At 68.7% G+C, this 17,754-nt stretch carries 14 protein-coding genes and 3 pseudogenes; 6 read left to right on the top strand and 11 right to left on the bottom strand.

The genetic code is table 11. The annotated features are described in order from the left end of the window. Positions 1-20 precede the first annotated feature (20 nt). The 3 genes and pseudogenes from ACFV6X_RS28270 (at position 21) to ACFV6X_RS28260 (ending at position 2,525) form a co-directional block, all read left to right on the top strand. Complete coding sequence (locus ACFV6X_RS28270) at positions 21-770, top strand: hypothetical protein (protein ID WP_385387979.1); 750 nt, start codon at positions 21-23, stop codon at positions 768-770. A gap of 149 nt (positions 771-919) precedes the next feature. Next, a pseudogene (locus tag ACFV6X_RS28265) lies at positions 920-1,096 on the top strand (hydroxypyruvate isomerase); the annotation flags it as partial. 496 nt (positions 1,097-1,592) lie between these two features. Beyond that, the gene (locus ACFV6X_RS28260) at positions 1,593-2,525 is read left to right on the top strand and encodes a hypothetical protein (RefSeq protein WP_385387976.1); all 933 of its coding nucleotides are present in this window, start codon (positions 1,593-1,595) and stop codon (positions 2,523-2,525) included. 499 nt (positions 2,526-3,024) lie between these two features. On the opposite strand, the gene ACFV6X_RS28255 is transcribed toward ACFV6X_RS28260, so the two are convergent. Together ACFV6X_RS28255 and ACFV6X_RS28250 are read right to left on the bottom strand one after the other, a co-directional pair. Then, positions 3,025-4,053 carry a cytochrome d ubiquinol oxidase subunit II gene (locus tag ACFV6X_RS28255; RefSeq protein ID WP_385387974.1) on the bottom strand — a complete coding sequence of 343 codons (1,029 nt, stop codon included), beginning with the start codon at positions 4,051-4,053 and terminating at the stop codon, positions 3,025-3,027. 7 nt (positions 4,054-4,060) lie between these two features. After that, positions 4,061-5,425 carry a cytochrome ubiquinol oxidase subunit I gene (locus ACFV6X_RS28250; protein ID WP_385387972.1) on the bottom strand — a complete coding sequence of 455 codons (1,365 nt, stop codon included), beginning with the start codon at positions 5,423-5,425 and terminating at the stop codon, positions 4,061-4,063. Positions 5,426-5,712: 287 nt separating this feature from the next. Here ACFV6X_RS28250 and ACFV6X_RS28245 point away from each other — a divergent pair. After that, positions 5,713-5,917: pseudogene (locus ACFV6X_RS28245) on the top strand (IS5/IS1182 family transposase); the annotation flags it as partial. Between the two features lie 536 nt (positions 5,918-6,453). On the opposite strand, the gene ACFV6X_RS28240 reads toward ACFV6X_RS28245, so the two are convergent. The 7 genes from ACFV6X_RS28240 to ACFV6X_RS28210 form a co-directional block, all read right to left on the bottom strand. Further along, entirely contained in the window at positions 6,454-7,038 is a 585-nt protein-coding gene (locus tag ACFV6X_RS28240; RefSeq protein ID WP_385387970.1) for a hypothetical protein, read from the bottom strand. A gap of 520 nt (positions 7,039-7,558) precedes the next feature. Then, entirely contained in the window at positions 7,559-7,714 is a 156-nt protein-coding gene (locus ACFV6X_RS28235; protein ID WP_385387968.1) for a hypothetical protein, read from the bottom strand. 422 nt (positions 7,715-8,136) lie between these two features. Then, complete coding sequence (locus ACFV6X_RS28230; RefSeq protein WP_385387965.1) at positions 8,137-8,523, bottom strand: FhaA domain-containing protein; 387 nt, start codon at positions 8,521-8,523, stop codon at positions 8,137-8,139. A 97-nt stretch (positions 8,524-8,620) separates the two neighbouring features. After that, the gene (locus ACFV6X_RS28225; protein ID WP_385387962.1) at positions 8,621-8,929 is read right to left on the bottom strand and encodes an SCO5918 family protein; all 309 of its coding nucleotides are present in this window, start codon (positions 8,927-8,929) and stop codon (positions 8,621-8,623) included. Positions 8,930-8,979: 50 nt separating this feature from the next. Next, positions 8,980-9,384: a CBS domain-containing protein gene (locus ACFV6X_RS28220; protein WP_385387960.1), complete on the bottom strand. Its 405-nt coding sequence runs from the start codon at positions 9,382-9,384 to the stop codon at positions 8,980-8,982. Positions 9,385-9,428: 44 nt separating this feature from the next. After that, entirely contained in the window at positions 9,429-10,919 is a 1,491-nt protein-coding gene (locus tag ACFV6X_RS28215; RefSeq protein ID WP_385387957.1) for a DEAD/DEAH box helicase, read from the bottom strand. A 312-nt stretch (positions 10,920-11,231) separates the two neighbouring features. Further along, the gene (locus ACFV6X_RS28210; RefSeq protein ID WP_267058905.1) at positions 11,232-11,435 is read right to left on the bottom strand and encodes a cold-shock protein; all 204 of its coding nucleotides are present in this window, start codon (positions 11,433-11,435) and stop codon (positions 11,232-11,234) included. A gap of 743 nt (positions 11,436-12,178) precedes the next feature. On the opposite strand from ACFV6X_RS28210, the gene ACFV6X_RS28205 reads away from it, so the two are divergent. Next, positions 12,179-13,009, top strand: coding sequence for a hemolysin III family protein (locus ACFV6X_RS28205; RefSeq protein WP_385387954.1), 831 nt, complete (start codon positions 12,179-12,181; stop codon positions 13,007-13,009). Here the strand turns inward: ACFV6X_RS28205 and ACFV6X_RS28200 are convergent. Both ACFV6X_RS28200 and ACFV6X_RS28195 read right to left on the bottom strand, forming a co-directional pair. Further along, positions 12,996-13,193 (bottom strand): annotated as a pseudogene (locus tag ACFV6X_RS28200) (MerR family transcriptional regulator); the annotation flags it as partial. The gene ACFV6X_RS28205 and the pseudogene ACFV6X_RS28200 sit on opposite strands and share 14 nt — an antisense overlap. Before the next feature lie 61 nt (positions 13,194-13,254). Then, positions 13,255-13,551, bottom strand: a complete 297-nt coding sequence (locus tag ACFV6X_RS28195; RefSeq protein WP_385387952.1) for a hypothetical protein — start codon at positions 13,549-13,551, stop codon at positions 13,255-13,257. A gap of 702 nt (positions 13,552-14,253) precedes the next feature. Here ACFV6X_RS28195 and ACFV6X_RS28190 point away from each other — a divergent pair. After that, a complete protein-coding gene (locus ACFV6X_RS28190) occupies positions 14,254-17,586 on the top strand; it encodes a S8 family serine peptidase (protein ID WP_385387950.1) in 3,333 nt (1,110 codons plus the stop codon). Positions 17,587-17,754 lie beyond the last annotated feature (168 nt).

The raw sequence follows: 17,754 nt of genomic DNA, 5'->3' as shown, positions 1-17,754 counted from the left end.
ATCCAGTGAGGAGGAAGACCTTGACGAAACCCACCACCCGAGGCCCAGGCTCCGGTTCCCCGGCCCGGCGCACGATGACGGCGGCGGCCCGCGCCGCGGCCAAGCGGGCCGAACGCGGGGAACGGGGCCCGGCGACCGCGGTGGCCGAGGCGCCCCTGTCCGGGCGCACCGTGGTCATCGAGCCCCCGGACGGCTGGGACGACCCACCGGAGCCGTCACCGGAGGACTTCGCCGAGGAAGCCCGGCAGGAGGCAGCCGTACGGCGCTCCCGACGCGGGCCGCTGGCCGCGCTCGCGTCGGTGCTCCTGGTGGCGGGCCTGGTGGCCGTCGTCGTACTCGGACAGCGGTATCGGGACGGGGCGCAGGCCGACCAGGCGCGCGCCCATGCCCTCGCGGCCGCGCGGAAGGCGGCTCCCGTCGTGCTGTCGTACGACCACCGCCACCTGGACCGGGACTTCGCCGCGGCGCGCGCCCACCTCACCGGGAAGTTCCGCGACGAGTACCGGAAGACCACGCAGACCGTGGTCGGGCCCACGGCGAAGAAGTACGACGGCGCGGTGAAGGCGACGGTCGCGGAGCCGGCCGACGGCGGTCCCCCGGCGGCCTCCGTCGTGTCGGCCTCGGCGGACGTGGCCGTGGTGCTGCTCTTCGTCAACCAGGTCACCCGAAGCACCCAGGTCACCGGATCCCGCGTGGACCTGAACCGGGTGCGGATGACGATGACCCGCACGTCCGAGGGCTGGAAGGTGAGCGCCGTCGACGCGCTGTGAGCCTTGACAGCCCTCACTCACGGCGCGGGCACACTTCCGATAAGCAGAAGCCAACTTCTGCATACGGAATACCCCAGACCGACCGGCAAAAGGCGCCCCGCGCGCGTGGCGCGGGGACGCTGGGCGGACGGAAGGAAGCGCTGACCCCGATGGGATTCGCAGACCAGCGCTTCAACGTCAACCTGTCGATCCTCTTCACGGAACTCCCGCTCCTGGAGCGCCCGGCCGCGGCCGCCGCGGCCGGCTTCACCGCGGTCGAGCTGTGGTGGCCCTGGGTCGACTCCCCCGCCCCGAGCGGTCCGACAGCACGAACGCTTGATCGCGCGTGAGCTTGATGGTGATCGCTTCCTCGTCCACGACGTCAACCCAGCTCCCCTGGGAGACGGCGTCTCTGCCCCAACGACAGACGAAGACCAACACGCTTTCCAAGTCTGTCGGTGGGGGTGAGGAGTGCGGTTGGGGGCACCTGCGTTCATGTCCGAGCGGCGCTCTCGAACCCGAGGGCAACGGCGCCGTTCTGGCGTGACCTCGTCTCCTGACTGCACGGTGGCGGGAGCAGACAAGCACTGAGCTTGGGAATCACCGGCGCTGTCGGGCGGCATTGTGCCGATCACCTGCCTGAACGCCCGCACGACGGCACTGGAGGCCGGTAGGCAACGACCGGCATTGACCGTGGGTTTTCCTCTGTTCCGGCACGGATCTGGCACAAGCACCGGAAGGCATGTGTCAACTTCCCCCGCAGTCATAGTCCCTGCACCATGAGGATGATCGCCGGGCGCAGCTCGGCCGGCGGTGTCATTGGCCTGTGGTTCACTCCCGGTCATGGACGAATGGGAATTGCTCGCGGCCATTCACGCCCTGGTGGCACTGGATCAGGGAGATCTGGTGTGCAGCCAGGTCGGTCATGAGGCGGGGCATGTGTGCCTGGCGGCAGATGACGGCATGGACCTGCCTGCCTTCGGCCGGGTACTCAGCGGCCGGTACGGACAGAGGCGCAACCTGGCCATGGACGGGTACGCCGATCCGACACTGACCGGACGAACCGGAGCGCCGCTCCTCGCCCCCTTCGGAGACCGGGTCGTCGAGATGCGCGCATGGACGCACGCCGACCGATGGATCGGCTGCGGCGCGGTCCGGGCCGGCAGCGATGCGAGGCCGGTACTGCTGGTCGCCGAGCGGGCCGTACCGCAGCCGGACGGGCTGACGGAGGATGCTCCCTGGGTGGACCGCGTCGTCGCCGTCACCGGGTGGGAGCGGGAGCGGAGCAACGCGGTCGACTGGGTGACGGTCGAGACCCGTCTCGGGACGGCGCTGCCCAGTGACTACAAGGAACTGGTCGAACGCTTCGGGTACGGCGAATTCGACGACAACCTCGGCCTCCTGATCCCCGCCGGGCCGCCCGGCAGCCTCGACCTCGTCGGGACCAACGAGTTCTGGGCTCGATCGGCCGGAGCCGACGGCAGCGGCAGGTGGGATCCGTACCGCCTGTACCCGGCTCCGGGCGGGTTGCTGCAGTGGGCGAGCACGGAACAGCAGACGTCGTTCTACTGGCTCACCGAGGGCGCCGACCCTGACCGGTGGCCCATCCTCCTGACCGAGGACGACCACTCCGAGTGGGACCGGTTCGACGGCTCGACCGCGGAGTTCATCTATCGCATGCTCACCGACCCGCGGCATCCACACTCGACCGCTCGCTACTTCGACCGTCACTGGTTCATGAGCTACGAGAGCCCAAACAAGGAGGACGATCAGTAGCGCCGTCCGACACCCGCTCCACACAAGCGCCCTGACGTGTGGTGGGTCGCCTGCACCACGGGAGAGGAACCCCTCACCACACGAGAGCCGGCTTGAGCTCTCCCGCGCCGGCTATGCGCGCACAGCAGGGGGTTCGGAGTCCAGCCCCGGGGTGAGCCCTTCCGGCTGCAGCACAGTCGCGAAGCCCTGTGAGAGTTGAGCAGTCAGCTGTCTCAATCCGCGGCGGCGGCCGCTGACCTGGGATGTCCGGTTGTTTTGATGACGCGTAGTCAGGGGCGTGGGTGTGATAAAGGCCCAGGTGATGGTGTCTGTCCCGAGTGCGGCAGCACCTGGTACGCCGCAGACACTCCGTTCGGGAAGACGAAGAGATCCGACAGCCTGTACTGCTCACCCCGCTGCCGAACGAGGACCTGGCGTAGACGGTCGCGTTCATCCCACTACAACCCAAGCACGAGCCTCAGTCGGTGGCTGCGCCTCTGGGGGACCCCGTTCGTCGCCGTCACGAGGGGGGCGTGAGCTCGCGGTGCTCCCCGGTGCGATCGCGTTGGAAAGTGGCGTACAGCCACCACAGGGACGGCACGAGCAGGACGGCGCCGACCGCCAGGGCGCCGAGGCTGGCTCCCAGCACGGCGCCGGTCGCGGCTGCCTCGTCGAGAGAGACGCCCGGGAGCAGCACGGGGTGCTGGCCGATACCCCATCCCCACAGGAGTCCGGTGACCGCGAGGGCGGCGGTCAGCCGGACCATCAGGTAGGAGCGGCCCCATGCGAGCAGTGCCAGCGAGACGACGCCGGCGGCCACGGACAGCACGAGGAGGGGCAAGGCGGCGCCGGAAGTGAGGTCGTCGAACAGTGGCCGGGCGTCTGCGCGCAGAACGAACAGCCCGACGGCCGACATCACGCCGACGAACACCCCGGTGTGAAGGGCACGGAGCCTGAAAGCCTGGGTGAGGGCTTCGTCGCCGGTGCGCTGGGCGTCGCGGGTGAGATAGACGGCGGCGAGGTACGCCGCGGTCCCCACCGCCAGCACGCCGCTGATGAGGGAAGTGGGGTTGACCCAGCTGGTGACGAGGTCCCCGGCCGCAATGCCGGGCGGTACGCGGCCGGAGGCGATGGCGCCGGCGACGGTGCCGAGGAAGAAGGGTGTGACGAGTGAGGAGAAGGCGAAGGTGGCCCCGAACAGCCGTTGCTGCCACAGCTCGCGGCTCACCTTGCGAAACGCGAAGGCTGCCCCGCGCGCGATGATGCCGAGCGCGACGGCGGTGAGCGGGATGTAGAGGGTGGAGGCGATCGCGGCGAAGACGGAAGGGATACCGGTCCAGGTGAGGACGATCACGAAGATCAGCCAGACGTGGTTGGCCTCCCACACCGGGCCGATGGAGTGCTCGACCAGGTCGCGCTGGTCGCGGCCCCGTTCGGCTCCTCCAGCGAGCAGGTCCCACACCCCGGCGCCGAAGTCGGCGCCGCCGAACAGGACGTACGCCGTCAGGCCGATCCACAGCACGACCAGCATGATCTCGGGCAGGTGCACGGGAACCTCAGATGACTTTGTAGTCGGATACGTCGCGTTCCTGCGGGGCGACGGGAACGGGCTCGTCGCGGGCCAGGCGTCGCAGCACGTAGATGGTGGCAACGGTCAGGACCGCGTACACCAGCGCCACCAGGACGAACCCCCAGATGAGGCCGGGGGCGGGGTTGACCGCTTCCGAGGTGCGCATCACGCCGTAGACGATCCAGGGCTGGCGCCCTACTTCGGTGACGGTCCAGCCGGCTTCCAGTGCCAGGACCGCGCCCACGCCTGACAGGACGCAGGCGCGCAGGAACCACGGTGAGCGTGGCAGGTCCCGGTGGCGCTTCCAGGTGAGCGCGAGCCAGGCGGACAGCGCCAAGAGGCCGAAGCCGGTACCGACCATGATCTGGAAGGCCCAGTGTGTGACGTTGACCGGTGGCCGGTCGGCCTCCGGTACGTTCTCCAGTCCGACGATCTCCGCGTCGGGTGACCAGTGGGCCAGCAGGGACAGCCCGTTGGGGATCTCCAGCGCATAGCGGAGCTCGCCGCCGATGGCGAAGCCGCCCAGGTGCAGCGGGGCTCCGTGCTCGGTGTGGAAGACGCCTTCCATGGCGGCAAGTTTCACGGGCTGGTTCTCGGCGACGAAGTGGGCCGCCCAGTCCCCGACTCCGATCTGCACCGGGGTAATGATCGCGGCGACTGTGAAGGGAATGAGGAAGCCGAGACGGTGGTAGCGGTGGCGTCTGCCTCGCAGCATCGCCACGGCGTAGACACCCGCCATGAGAAAGCCGGCGACCATGAACGCCGCAAGGATCATGTGCACGGTCTGCGGCGGAGTCGCGGGGTTGAACATCGCTGCCCACGGATCTACCGAGACGATTTGCCCGTTCTCCGTGTCGAAACCGGTCGGCTGCTGCATCCAGGCGTTGGCGGTCACGACGAAGAAGGCACTGGCCACCCCGGCCACGACGATGGGCAGGCCGGACAGCATGTGTGGAACCGGCGGCAGCCGGTCCCAGGCGTAGAGGTAGATCCCCAGGAAGATCGCCTCGATGAAGAACGCAATGCCCTCCAGCGAGAACGGCAGGCCGATCACCTCGCCGTACGTCCCCATCAGCCCCGGCCACAGCAAGCCCATCTCAAACGACAGGATCGTGCCGGAGACCGCGCCCACCGCGAACAGCACACCCATCGCCCGCGCCCAGCGCCGCGCCAACAGTCGGTAGTTCAGATCTCCTGTGCGGTGTCCACGCCACTCCGCGATCAGTGTGATCGCGGGCATTCCCACGCCCAGGCAGGCCAGAATGATGTGCCAGCCCAGCGACAGCGCCATCTGCATCCGCGCGGCGCCAAGATCCGGCTCCCCGAATGCGGCATCGACGAAAGACGGCATGGTTCCTTCCTGGTGAGGCATGCGGCAAATAAGTACGGATCCCCACACAGGTCTCCACCTGGGGTGCCGGCGCAACTCGGCCAGCCACTTCATCGTCCGTATGGCGGCAGAAAATCACCCAACTGACCACGGCACGGTGCGGGTTGAAGCCTCAGGGGTCTGTCAAACGAACGGCCCTGTCTCACTTTCGGTGGTGACGGGGGGTGGCGCTGTCCGAGGAGAGAACCTTCTCCTCTCAGGAGCAGGTCTCCGTGCCGCAGCCCGGAGTCAGCAGGCCCTCGCATCCGCGACGCGGAATCCGGCACACCATCCCCGAAGGTCTCGACCAGCGCCAACACCGGCAGAATCGACGTTCTGGAGCGGGCGGCCCACCGGGTTCGACAGCGAGCGCTACAAGAAACGAAACACCGTTGAAGGGCCATCAACCGGCTGAAGGGCTTCCGCGCCGTCGCCACCCGCTTCGAGAAACGTGCCCGCATCTACCTCGGCACCTCGCAGCCCTCGCGATCTGGCTCCGCACATGATCCAAGAAACAAGGGCCTAGGAACAGGCTTACAGGGGGCCCTCCACCGGTGGGCAGTAGTGGAGGGCCCGCACAGAGCTGTTTCCCAGCCCCGCTGCCCCGAGTGGCCAGCAGTGGCCCACTTCATTCGTATGAGCGCGGCCGGCCGGAGCAGGCGCCCGGGGCGCCCGCGTGACACTTCATCGGGGGTGTCGTTGAACCGTGCACCCCCGAGTCGGGCCCCGGGGATTTCGCCCCTCGCCCCCGGGGCCCGTGTGATCTCGTGAAGAACCATCTGGCGGGCCCGCCCGATGGGCGTCTGGTGGTCAGTTGCGGCGCTTGAAGAGCGCTGTGAGGAGACCTGGATGCTGGCGGGACAGGTCCGTCCGGCAGTCGGGGCAGTGGCGGCCATCCTCCGCGGGCACGTCGTCATAGCGGATGCCGGGCTGCCCGGCACGGGGCTGACCGCACCGCTCGCACGCCTCCGAGGTGGGTGGGACGGGCCGCCTTGCGGCGGGCAGTTGCTCTAGGCGCTCATGCAGCACCGCCGGTCGCGGCGTGGTGGTCGGTTGGTCCCAGGCGATTTCCTGCTGCTGTTCGCGCTGGCGTTGCTCGTCGCGTTGGCGGCGGCGCGTTCCTCATCGCGCTTGTTCCAGGCGTCGACGTCGTCGGGGTTGGCCAGGACGGAATCGAGGGTTTCCCACTGGCCGTGTCCGCAGCGCCACCACACGGCCGCTCGCGGGCCGTGTGTCTGGAGTCGTTCGAGGGTGGTGAACAGGATGGGGATGGCGTTGGCGTAGTTGTAGTAGCCGTCCGGGTTCTCGACGCCGATGCCCATGCGCTCAAAGCTGCCGGACCAGATGGCGCGGGTCTCGGTCATGACCGCGTTCATGCGGTTCTTCAGCGCCTGCGATCCCCTCCTGGTGCCCGGATTGCAGACCACGGCGACCGGAGGGTGGCCCTCCCGGCCGGTCGGCGGGTACAGGTTCCGCCACGCCGGAACCTCCCCGCCGCGGTGGTCCTTGCTCTTCAGGCGGAAGAACCGCAGGTACTTGTCGGACTTCGCGGCCACGACATCGGCCGGCGGCGCTCCCGCTTCCGGTGCCTGCATGACCGCGTCGGCGCGGACCCGGAGCGGTTGCGGCCCGTGCTGGGCAGGTTCAGCCGCGACCTCGCTTGACCAGGACAAGACGCTGCCGATCCCCTCACCCGGCGCAGCCGGTGCGGTCTCGGTCGCCGGGGGCGTCTCTGTAGCTGGGTGCTGACGTCGTCGGCTTGCCGCCGCCACCAGTCGGCGGTGATGCGACGAACCATGCCGACGGAGCTGTGGCGTGCGCGGCGATGGTCTTGATGGTGAGGTGGTGTAGCGACGCTTCAGACCGCCTGGGCAGGTGCAACCTCCAAACGATCCAGGTGAGCGTAGAAAGCGCGGAGACGGCGAGCACGGTTGGACGCAGCGCACGGTGCCCTCCAGCGTCGCGGACAGCCAGCCTTCTGCCTCACGCAGACGACGTCAGCGGGCGCCTGGGCCCGCTGCTCTCAACGAATACATCAGCTACCACGGCTGACAACAACCACCGTCACACGCAGCGCGCCCCAGCCGACTGACGGGGAGGCGCCGCCCCTCGTCTCTAACCTTTGGGCAGCTCGGCCCACACGCGTGCGGCCATGCCATCGGCCTCGTCCTGTGGGGTCCCCGCCTGCACCAGGATGATCCCGCGGGACTGGTCCGGGAACGTGACCTCCCGCATCTCCGTACCCAGCGGGCCCATCGCCTCATCCGACATGGCGGCCTCCCTTCGACGGCTGCCGCTCACGCTAAAGGGACAACACGCAGAAGACGAGGACCCTCCACCAGACGGACTACAACCCTGGTGTCATAGACAGCCCAGCTCCACTCCCGCCGACCCGGGATGCAGGCTGCCTGCCGCCCGCAGCCCAGTTCGCTGTAGAGGCAAGCGATGACCGTGTGCGGGGGACGGCTTGGACGGCGCGGCGCAGTAGGCGTCCAAGTCGACCGGCGCCCGAGGGGGCCGTCGACGTCGTTCTGCACAGCGGCGTCCGCCGATTGCGGTGGTCGCCGCGCACCCGGGGGCCGTGACCGGGAGCAGCTGCGCGCGGTGGAGAAGGCCGACGTTCTCCGCACTGCAGCTCCCTGCCTGGTCTGAGCGGCGCGGCGCAATCGGCGACGACGCTCGAGCGCCGAGGGCTAGGGTCGCCCTCGCGCCGGGCTGATGCGGCTGTGGATGCGGAACCGGGCGGGCGTGTCACCTGGAGCGGGGCGCAGGTCGACGGCGACGGGGCCGGCGAAGGTGTATCCCTGTTCGGCGGCATGACGGCACACCTGATGGACGAGGACGGGTGCCACGGGCAGGGGGTTGTCGGAGAGCTGCCGGTGGATATCCGGGGGCAGTTCGATGACGAAGGCATTGGGCGCCACGATGTGCTGCCGGCCGAGAATCAGGGCGTTGTCGTCGCACTGCCGCAGGAGTATGGCCACGACCTCGCCCGGCTGCGGCTTGGCCGGCAGCAGGTAGCCCCGCACATTAGTTGCCCAGCGCTCCATGACGCGTTCACTCGTGCGTAAGAACCTCATCGGGGGCTCCTGCTCCCTCGTCTGGTGCGCAGGCTCACCCACGAGAGTGGTCTCGGATAGGGCAGCTGGCAGCCGCATGGCATGGGGCGCGTCGGTGTCAGGCGGGCAGAGGAGCGCCGAGCATCGCGGAAGCCCGCTGGAGCGGATCGATGATCCTTGCGGGCGCGGCTTTGGGAAGGGTGCGGCAGGTGAAGCCGAGCTGGGTCATGGCCCGCAGGACCTCGCCCGCGCTGAAGTCGCGGGGGTCTTGGCGAGTGACGACCTGGCCGACCTGCTTGGCGGGGTAGTGGCGGCGCCCGACGATCACGGTGTCGCCGACGACCGGCTCGGGCTTGACACCCTTCATCGATTCCAGCACGCCGTTCTTGGTCAGGTCGAAGGGAAAGCGGGCGATGACACAGCGCATGATGCCTCACAGGGAGAAAGAGGGAAGGAGGAGGGGCAGGCCGAGGAGGTTCAGCGGGAGAGGGCGAGGACGCCCAGGGCGTTGCCGTGTTCGTCGACCACGGGCAAGGTCGCAAGCTGCCGGTGGCGCATCGTGTGCTCGGCTTCTGCGATCGTGGTGAGTGGCGTGGCGAAGGGCCCGTTGTGGCCGACGATCTCGCGCAAGCGGACCCGGTCGGTGTACGCGCGGCTGTCCCGAACGGCGGCCAGCCGGGCGTGGGTGACGATGCCGGTGCACCGTGCGTCCTCGTCACAGACGACGAGGTGAGCTGTGCGGGCGGCGGTCATGACGGACAGCGCCACCTCGACGGTCATGTCGTCCAAGACCTGAGGCCCGGCCGGGTCCATGGCGTTGGCAACCGTCCGGTGCAGCAGGTCGGCGTTGATCGCGTGATGGTGTGTTTGGGTCAGCGTCAAGAGGTGCCTCCTGGGGGTGAGCCGGTTTCCTGGTCAGGACGGTTCTATGCTGCCGCGACGCCGGTGGACAGCTGGACGGGCGCGCGCCGGGCTGCCGAGGTGGGGCGGCGCCGGCCGCGGGTGGCGCTGCGCTTGGGGCGTTCGACGACGGGCGCGGTGATGACGACCGGGATGCCGCAGGGCGGTTGGGCGCCGGTGATGCGGTGCAGGGCCTCTTCGCCGGAGCGGACCTGGGTGGTCTGCGGGACGATGCCGGCCGTTGCCATGAGGCGGGTCATGGCGCGGCGCTGATTGGGGGTGACGAGGGTGACGACGCTGCCGGACTCGCCGGCACGGGCTGTACGGCCACCGCGGTGGAGGTAGTCCTTGTGGTCGGTCGGAGGGTCGACGTTGACGACGAGGTCAAGGCTGTCGACATGGATGCCGCGTGCCGCGACGTTGGTCGCCACCAGCACGCTGATGTGCCCGCTTTTGAACTGCGTCAGCGTCCGGGTGCGCTGCGGCTGCGACTTGCCCCCATGCAGGGCGGCGGCCCGCACCCCGCTGTTCAGGAGGTGCTCGGTGAGGCGGTCGACGGCGTGCTTGGTGTCCAGGAACATGAGCACCCGGCCTTCGCGTGCGGCGATTTGGGTGGTGGTCGCGTGCTTGTCGGCGCCGTGCACGTGAAGCACGTGGTGCTCCATCGTCGTGACCGCGCCGGCCGACGGGTCCAGGGAGTGCACGACCGGGTCGCTCAGGTAGCGGCGCACGAGCAGATCGACGTTGCGGTCGAGGGTGGCGGAGAACAGCATGCGCTGTCCCTCGGGCCGTACTTGGTCGAGCAGCGCGGTGACCTGCGGCATGAAGCCCATGTCCGCCATCTGGTCCGCCTCGTCGAGGACGGTGACGCCGACCCGGTCCAGCCGGCAGTCGCCGCGCTCGATGAGGTCCTTGAGGCGTCCCGGGGTGGCGACGACGACCTCGGCTCCACCACGCAGCGCGCTCGTCTGGCGGCCGATCGGCACTCCGCCCACCACTGTGGCCAGCCGCAGCTTCACGGAACGGGCGTACGGAGCGAGCGCGTCGGTCACCTGCTGCGCCAGCTCACGCGTCGGTACGAGAATCAGCCCGAGCGGCTGCCGGGCCTCGGCGCGCCGCCCGGCCGTACGGGCCAGCAGAGCCAGCCCGAAGGCCAGGGTCTTACCGGAACCGGTACGCCCCCGGCCGAGGACATCACGGCCGGCGAGGGAGTTCGGCAAGGTCGCGGCCTGGATCGGGAACGGTGCAGTCACGCCCTGCGAGCCGAGTGCGGCCAGCAGTCCTGCGGGCATGTCGAGATCGGCGAAGCCCTGGACGGCGGGGAGTGCCGGGGTGATCGTCTCCGGAAGAGCGAACTCCCCCTGTAGCGCCGGGGGCCGGCGGCTATGGCCACCGGAGCGGATGGGCCCGCCCGAGCGGCTCGGAGCCGACGGGCCGAGGCGTCCGCCGCTCTTTGCGGGGGCAGCACTGCCATTACGGGTACGAGCGAAACGGTCATTCGTGCGTGTGCGGTTCATGCGGACCTTCCTCGATGCGGCGCATGTCAAAGAATTTTCCGCAGCGATGAGCACGGAGAAACGCAAGAATGGCCTAATTGCATAGTCGATGCGTGTCTGCCGTCAGGCAATGCCCGCCCCGCAGAACGCGGAAATTGAAAAGGGGTGGCGCGATGGCGTTGCTTATCCAAGACGCCGGCTGCGGCGCAGTTATAGCGGCGTGTTCGCGCTTCCTCGGCGTCCCGGTGGCGAAGCACTGCGGGAAAACGCATGTAGCTGGGGCCCGCACCCCGAAGGATGCGGGCCCCAGCTACAAGTACGCGACAGTCAGCGTCAGGCGGGAACGATGTTCTCAGCCGTCGGGCCCTTCTGGCCCTGCGCTATGTCGAAGTTCACCTTCTGGCCCTCCAGCAGCTCGCGGAAGCCCTGGGCGGCGATGTTCGAGTAGTGGGCGAACACATCAGGACCGCCACCCTCCTGCTCGATGAAGCCGAATCCCTTTTCCGCGTTGAACCACTTCACGGTACCAGCAGCCATGTCAATCTCCTTTGGGGCAGTGCATCGGCGCCCGCACTGTACGGACACCGTGTCGCCGCGATGATCACCCCGCCCGGAAAAAGACCGGAAAACAAAAGCGCTGCCAACAACCCGGAGGCCAATTGAAAGCATTTGAAGCTCGGGACCACAACTGCAACTGACAACGACACTAGCACGCCGAAACAGTCTGAGCACATGGAAAGCTTCCACTTCAATCAACGCCGCAATAAAGCTGCCCTGCAAGTGCCGCAAAATTCTGATCCAGCGGACACAGGTATCAAAGCGCGTGGAGCACAGCGTTACGCCGGGACAGCGGGGATACCCAACCGCGCAGACCATGCTCGAGGGCCTCGACGTCCCCGCGGGCCAGCCCGGCGGGAAAACATCACCACCACGCATGGTCACACTCGGCCCCACCGCCGTTCGAGATGACGGCACTGCGCAACCCGTGTGCCAAGTTCAACGACTCTGTAAGGGACGCTCGGTGGGGTTGACGTCGTGGACCTCGTCCCGGGCGAGTTCACCTTCACGTCCGCCATCACGTCCGCCACGGTCCCGGCCGGCAGCGCGGAGTCGGCCGGGCAGTGAACGCAGCTGGTAGTCGTCACCTACGTCCGCTCCGGTTCCGGCCCGCGGTGATCGGCGGGTCGGCACCCCCCAAGTAACTGAGCAGGCACGTCCGATGACACCGGCATGGCCGACGTCCGAAAACGCTGTCGCGGGCAGGCTTCTAGCATGTCCGCATGGTTGCCTGTGATGACCACAAGGCCGAGTCAGGCCGAAGAGCTGCGTTTCGCGACAATGCCGATGGCGGAGTTCTGCCCGCGCGGCTGAACGGAGAGAAAGACGCTTCAGCCGTTCCCTCCGATGGATCAAACCAGCGTGGTGCGCAGGGACGCCCTCATCCTGCTACCACGCTGGCAGAGCGGGCGGCCGACCTGGTCGAACCGATCAAGCCCAAGCTGCGAGGCTGGCTCCACGCTGCAATGGCCCCTGCCTCGTTGATCGCGGGCATCACTCTGATCTGCCTGGCCCGGACACCACAGGCGACCCTGGCCTGCACGGTGTACGCCAGCACCGCCTGGCTGCTGTTCGGGACGAGCGCCGTCTACCATCTCGGTACCTGGGGACCCGTGGGCGAAGCGGTTCTGCGCCGCCTCGACCACGCCAACATCTTCCTGATCATCGCCGGCACCTGCACCCCTCTGGCCGTCCTCCTGCTCCCCTCCGACCGGCAAACCCTGCTGCTGTGGGTCGTGTGGACGGGTGCACTGGCCGGTGTCGCCTTCCGTGTCCTGTGGGTCGCAGCTCCCCGCTGGCTCTACACCCCCTGCTACCTGGCCCTGGGATGGGCCCCCGTGGGCTACCTGCCCGACTTCCTGCACCACGGCGGTGCAGCAGTGCCCATCCTGGTCGTGACCGGGGGTCTGCTCTACAGCGCAGGCGCGGTGGTCTACGCCCTGAAGCGTCCCGACCCCTCCCCCCGCTGGTTCGGCTTCCACGAGGTGTTCCACGCCCTGACCGTGACGGCCTTCGCCGCGCACTACACCGCCATCTCGATCACCGTCCACTGACCGCTGGTCGGGCGGCGGGGCGGCCATCGGCGTTGAGCCGCTGGCCCTCTTCGAGCTGGTCTTCCAGGATCACGATGCGGCAGGCGGCATCGATGGGGGTCCCATGGTCGACGAGTTCCCGGGCGCGGGCGGCGATGCGCAGCTGGTAACGGGAGCAGCAGCGGCGCCCGCCGGCGAATCGGACTTTTGACCTGCCGCGGTCACGCTCAGGGTCGAGGCGGCCGACGCCGTGGTCGGGCCTGTGGTCAGGGCATGTCACCCGAATAGTAGAAGCGACAGCTCACACCCGGACCCGGCGGGCGAGGCTCGCCGGGGCGCGGGTCGTACAGGGCACGGCCGCCCGGCCACCGTGACAGCTCAGTGAAAAGGGCAACGCCGTCATCGACGTCCTCGCTACGCCAGCCGGTGATGTCCAGCAACAGCCCGTCCAGCGGCCCGCCTACGAGAGCCGCGTACGTCTGGTGCGGAAGCGGGCCCGGGTTGGGGTCGTCGTGGTCGTGCCCGTAGACCCGGCCACGCAACAGCTGCTCATCACCATTCATCCGACCAGCCTTCCAGCCGCCACCGACAACGAAGGCTCGCCCCGATTCGTCATCTGTGGGAATGCCGTGCAGCGGCCGGCGCGGGCTCGCTTGATCATGCCTCGCTCGGTCCAGCGAGCGAGTTGTCGATACGTGGCGACGAGGGTGACGCCGCCGAGCAGCTCGGCGACCTCCCTTGAGCGCCAGAGCTGTTCGGGCTCTGCCTGCATGATGGCCAGGACACGCGCCATGCGGCTGCCGGTGTCGGCCGGGCGGGAGATGGGGATCCCGGAAAACGCCAGTGCCACGCCCCGCCGAGGGCCCTGGCGGGCTATCACCAGTGTCGTCTGCCGCTGCGGTGCGCGCGGCGTCGGATCTGGACGAATGGAACCGGGCCAAAGGCGAGCGTACGTGAAGGACGCCGCGGGCAACTCCTTCCAGCAGACCGTGATGAAGGCCTACCTCTTCAAACGTCAGGACCAGTGCTCGGCCCGCCGGGATCCATCCGGCGTCCTTCTGCCCTACAGGGCCCACCATCGAGTTCGTCACCAGTCGGAGTCGTCCGTCCACCTATCGCCTTTGGCGGAGAGGTGACTTGTCGCTGGTTGGACAGGCGGGAGGTGCTGACCTGCACCCTCGATGAGGCCACGCTGGCCGCCCATGAGACATGTGAACAACAGGTGGCGGCCGAGGGCCCACAGATCCCGGCCGCAGTATGTGGCGGTGGCCGCTCTGACAGCGCTGCTGGCAGGGATGACCGCCACGCCCGGTGTGGCCCACGACGCCGACCGGACCGCCGAGCAGACCGACTCGACGACTCAGAGCAAGGGCGCCGAGAAGCCGCGAATCACTGGGCAGCACGTCACCCTGATCACGGGTGACCGCGTCACTGTGGAGAAGGACCCGACCGGCCGGGAGAGTGTCTCGGTGGAACCGGCCGAGGGCCGCGAGCACATCAAGTTCTTGAAGCGTCAGGACCGTGGCGAGTGGACGGTCATCCCCGTCGACGCGCTTCCGCTGCTGACGGCGGACCGCCTCGACAAGGCCCTGTTCAACGTCTCGGCCCTGGTCGAGGAAAAGTACGCGGACCGGGCGAGCCTGCCGCTGATCGTCGAGTACGCGGGGGCGGCGGCCTCCGCCGAACGCCGGCTGACCACGGCCGGCGCCGACAAGGTCCGCACCATCTCGGGGACCCCGTTCGCGACCCTGCGCGAACACCGCAACGACGCCGCGGGGTTCTGGAAGAGCATCGCCCCCGCCGAGGCTGGCACCAGGGCCTTCGGGGCGGGCATCCAGCGGGTGTGGCTCGACGGCCGCTCCAAGGTCCAGCTCGACCGGACGGTGGCGCACATCGAGGCACCGCAGGCCTGGGAGAAGGGCTTCAAGGGCGATGGGGTCAAGGTCGCGGTGCTCGACACCGGTTACGACCCGAACCACCCTGACCTCAAGGGTCTCGTCGTCGAAGCGGCCAACTTCACCACCGAGCCGAACACCGATGACGCCAACGGCCACGGCACCCATGTGACCTCGACCGTCGCGGGTTCCGGAGCGGCCTCCGGCGGCACGTACAAGGGCGTGGCGCCCGGTGCGCGGATCCTGTCGGGCAAGGTCTGCACCTCGGACGGCTGGTGCGACAACTCCGATATCGTCGAGGCCATGGCCTGGGCGGCCGGGCAGGGCGCGAAGGTGATCAACCTGAGCCTGGGCGACACCGACACTCCGGAGACCGACGTCATCGAGGTCATGGTCGAGACCGTGACCCGTGAGCACGGTGTCCTGGTCGTGGCCGCGGCCGGCAACAACGGTCCCGGCAAGGTCAACTCGCCCGCGTCCGCCGAGGGCGCGCTGGCCGTCGGCGCCACCCAGATCAACGACGAGCTCGCCTTCTTCACCGCGCTAGGCCCCCGGGTGGGCGACTTTGGCCTCAAGCCCGACCTGGTTGCCCCCGGCGCCGGCGTCGTCGCCGCCAAGGCGGGCGGTACCACCGCCGACGACGGCTACATCGGCATGTCCGGCACGTCAATGGCCACGCCGCACGTCGCCGGTGCCGCCGCCATACTGTTCCAGCAGCACCCCGACTGGACCCCGGCGCAGGTGAAGCGTCAGCTGATGCAGACCACGTCCGGCGGCTTCGAGCGCGGCGCCTACTACCAGGGCGCCGGACGCGTCGACGTCGCCCGGGCGGTCGGGCAGCAGGTCACCGCCGAGACCAGCGGACTGTCCTTCGGGCAGATCCGCTGGATGGACGGCGGGCGGCCGCCGGTGAACAAGACGCTGACCTACCGCAACCCGGGCAGTGAGCCGGTCACCCTCGACCTCGCGCTCAAGGCGAGCTACCACTCGGAGAAGCCCGCACCGGAGGGTCTGTTCCGCCTCAGCGCCGACAAGGTCACCGTGCCCGCGCGCGGCACCGCGGACGTCACCCTTACCGCCACCCCGGAGATCGCCGCGATCTACGCGGCGTACAGCGGTGTGGTCATCGCCTCCACCGCGGACAAGTCGGTCTCGGTGCGCACTCCGCTCGGCATGGACGTCGAGCAGCCGGCCTACGACCTCCGCCTCAGCGTGAAGGACCGCTCGGGCGGAGCCCCCGACCACGCCTACCTGATCGTTGACTCGAACGACCGACAGTCCTACGAGGTGGAGCTGCACGGCAAAAGCAGCACCGTGCTGAGGCTGCCCCAGGGCAAGACCTACTCCGTGGGCGGCTTCCTCTTCGACGAGGCGTACACCGAGGGCACCGTAGTCGGTGTGCCGGAGGTCGTGATGACCACCGACCGGGACGCCGCCATCGACGCCCGGCAGGCCAAGCCCGTCACGATCTCGGCCCCGAGCCGTTCGGCTCGGATGCTTTCCAACGAGTTCGGCACCATTGGCTTGTCCGATCACCTGTTCACCGTCAATATGCCCGGCGCGATTGGCGGCGACCGCATCGAGGGCCTGTACGCGGCGCCGACCGCGAAGGTCAAGAACTCGACGTTCACCTACCTGGTCAGCAGCATCTGGGCTGAGCCCGCCGCCGACGGCGCGAACCCGTCCTCGGTCTACTACCTCACCAGGCCCGTACACGGCGGCATCCCGGCGGACCCGTCCTACCAGCCCCGTACGTCGGAGCTGGCCGAGGTGACCACCACGTTCGCCGCCACCGCACCGGGGACCACCGCATACCGCTTCATCTACATGCACGTCGACAATGTTCGTTTCGCCTCACACCGAATGGACGGGCTGCCGGTTCCGAACCGGCGGGTCGACTACTTCTCGGCGGCCGACGGCCTGCGCTGGCAGACCGCCTTCGACCAGTGGAACATTTTCGACCCGGACAGCCCCCGCGGACAGAGTTACCTCGCCACCCTGCACGGCTACAAGGCCGGCGCCAAGGTCGAGGAGCGCTGGAACCAGGGCGTGCAGGCCATGGGCTTCGCCCCCGAGGGCGTGGACACCTACCGTGAGGGCGACGACATGTGGTTCGCCATCCAGGACGCCGCCAACGGCAGCCTCGACCTGGTGGCGGGAACGTCGACCGGCAGCAAGCCCGAGTACGAGCTGCGCCGCAACGGCGAATTGGTCCCGTACCACTGGGGCTATGCGGCAGTACCGACCGACGTCACCCCGGCCGACTACCGCCTGACGTTCCAGCAGAAGCGCGACCTCTCCCCCGTCAGCTCCGTCTCCACGGATCTGCGGGCGGAATGGCGGTTCCGCTCGCAGACCGCGACGGAACGCAAGGCGCTGCCGCTGTACGCCGTGCGCATGGCGCCCGAGCTGGACGAGTGGAACCGAGCAAAGGACGGGCGCACATTCGACATCCCGGTCCTGATCCAGCGAGCGGTCGGCGCCACCGAGTCGCCGATCCGTACCTTCACCACCGAGGTCTCCTACGACGAGGGCAAGACCTGGCGGACGGCCAAGGCCAAGGGCTCCGGCATGAAGCGGACCGTGACCGTGGACCACCCGCACCGCTCCACGGGCGGCTCGGTCTCGCTGCGCACCTACGTGAAGGACGCCGCAGGCAACTCCTTCAAGCAGACCGTCATCAAGGCCTACCTCCTCAAGTAGGCACCACCAGCAGCACAGGGCCCGCCGGAACCGTCCGGCGGGCCCTCACTGCTGTTCCCGCAGCACAGGATGTTCGCGACGAGACCGGGCCGCAACCAGGAAGAGACCGGACGCCCTCTACCCTCCGTGACCCCCGCACACCCGCCCGCATCACCGCCCTCCCCACAG

Origin of the sequence: Streptomyces sp. NPDC059861 (assembly GCF_042731435.1) — a bacterium.
GTDB lineage: Bacteria > Actinomycetota > Actinomycetes > Streptomycetales > Streptomycetaceae > Streptomyces.
The sequence above is the reverse complement of the archived record's forward strand: the minus strand, read 5'-3'. Positions and strand labels throughout refer to the sequence as shown.

Coding starts and splice junctions, on each gene's coding strand:
- ACFV6X_RS28230 (WP_385387965.1), bottom strand. CDS start 8,523: ATGAGGTTCTTACGCACGAGTGAACGCGTCATGGAGCGCTGGGCAACT.
- ACFV6X_RS28205 (WP_385387954.1), top strand. CDS start 12,179: ATGGTTGCCTGTGATGACCACAAGGCCGAGTCAGGCCGAAGAGCTGCG.
- ACFV6X_RS28225 (WP_385387962.1), bottom strand. CDS start 8,929: ATGCGCTGTGTCATCGCCCGCTTTCCCTTCGACCTGACCAAGAACGGC.
- ACFV6X_RS28215 (WP_385387957.1), bottom strand. CDS start 10,919: ATGAACCGCACACGCACGAATGACCGTTTCGCTCGTACCCGTAATGGC.
- ACFV6X_RS28260 (WP_385387976.1), top strand. CDS start 1,593: ATGGACGAATGGGAATTGCTCGCGGCCATTCACGCCCTGGTGGCACTG.
- ACFV6X_RS28240 (WP_385387970.1), bottom strand. CDS start 7,038: ATGCAGGCACCGGAAGCGGGAGCGCCGCCGGCCGATGTCGTGGCCGCG.
- ACFV6X_RS28195 (WP_385387952.1), bottom strand. CDS start 13,551: ATGAATGGTGATGAGCAGCTGTTGCGTGGCCGGGTCTACGGGCACGAC.
- ACFV6X_RS28250 (WP_385387972.1), bottom strand. CDS start 5,425: ATGCCGTCTTTCGTCGATGCCGCATTCGGGGAGCCGGATCTTGGCGCC.
- ACFV6X_RS28235 (WP_385387968.1), bottom strand. CDS start 7,714: ATGTCGGATGAGGCGATGGGCCCGCTGGGTACGGAGATGCGGGAGGTC.
- ACFV6X_RS28210 (WP_267058905.1), bottom strand. CDS start 11,435: ATGGCTGCTGGTACCGTGAAGTGGTTCAACGCGGAAAAGGGATTCGGC.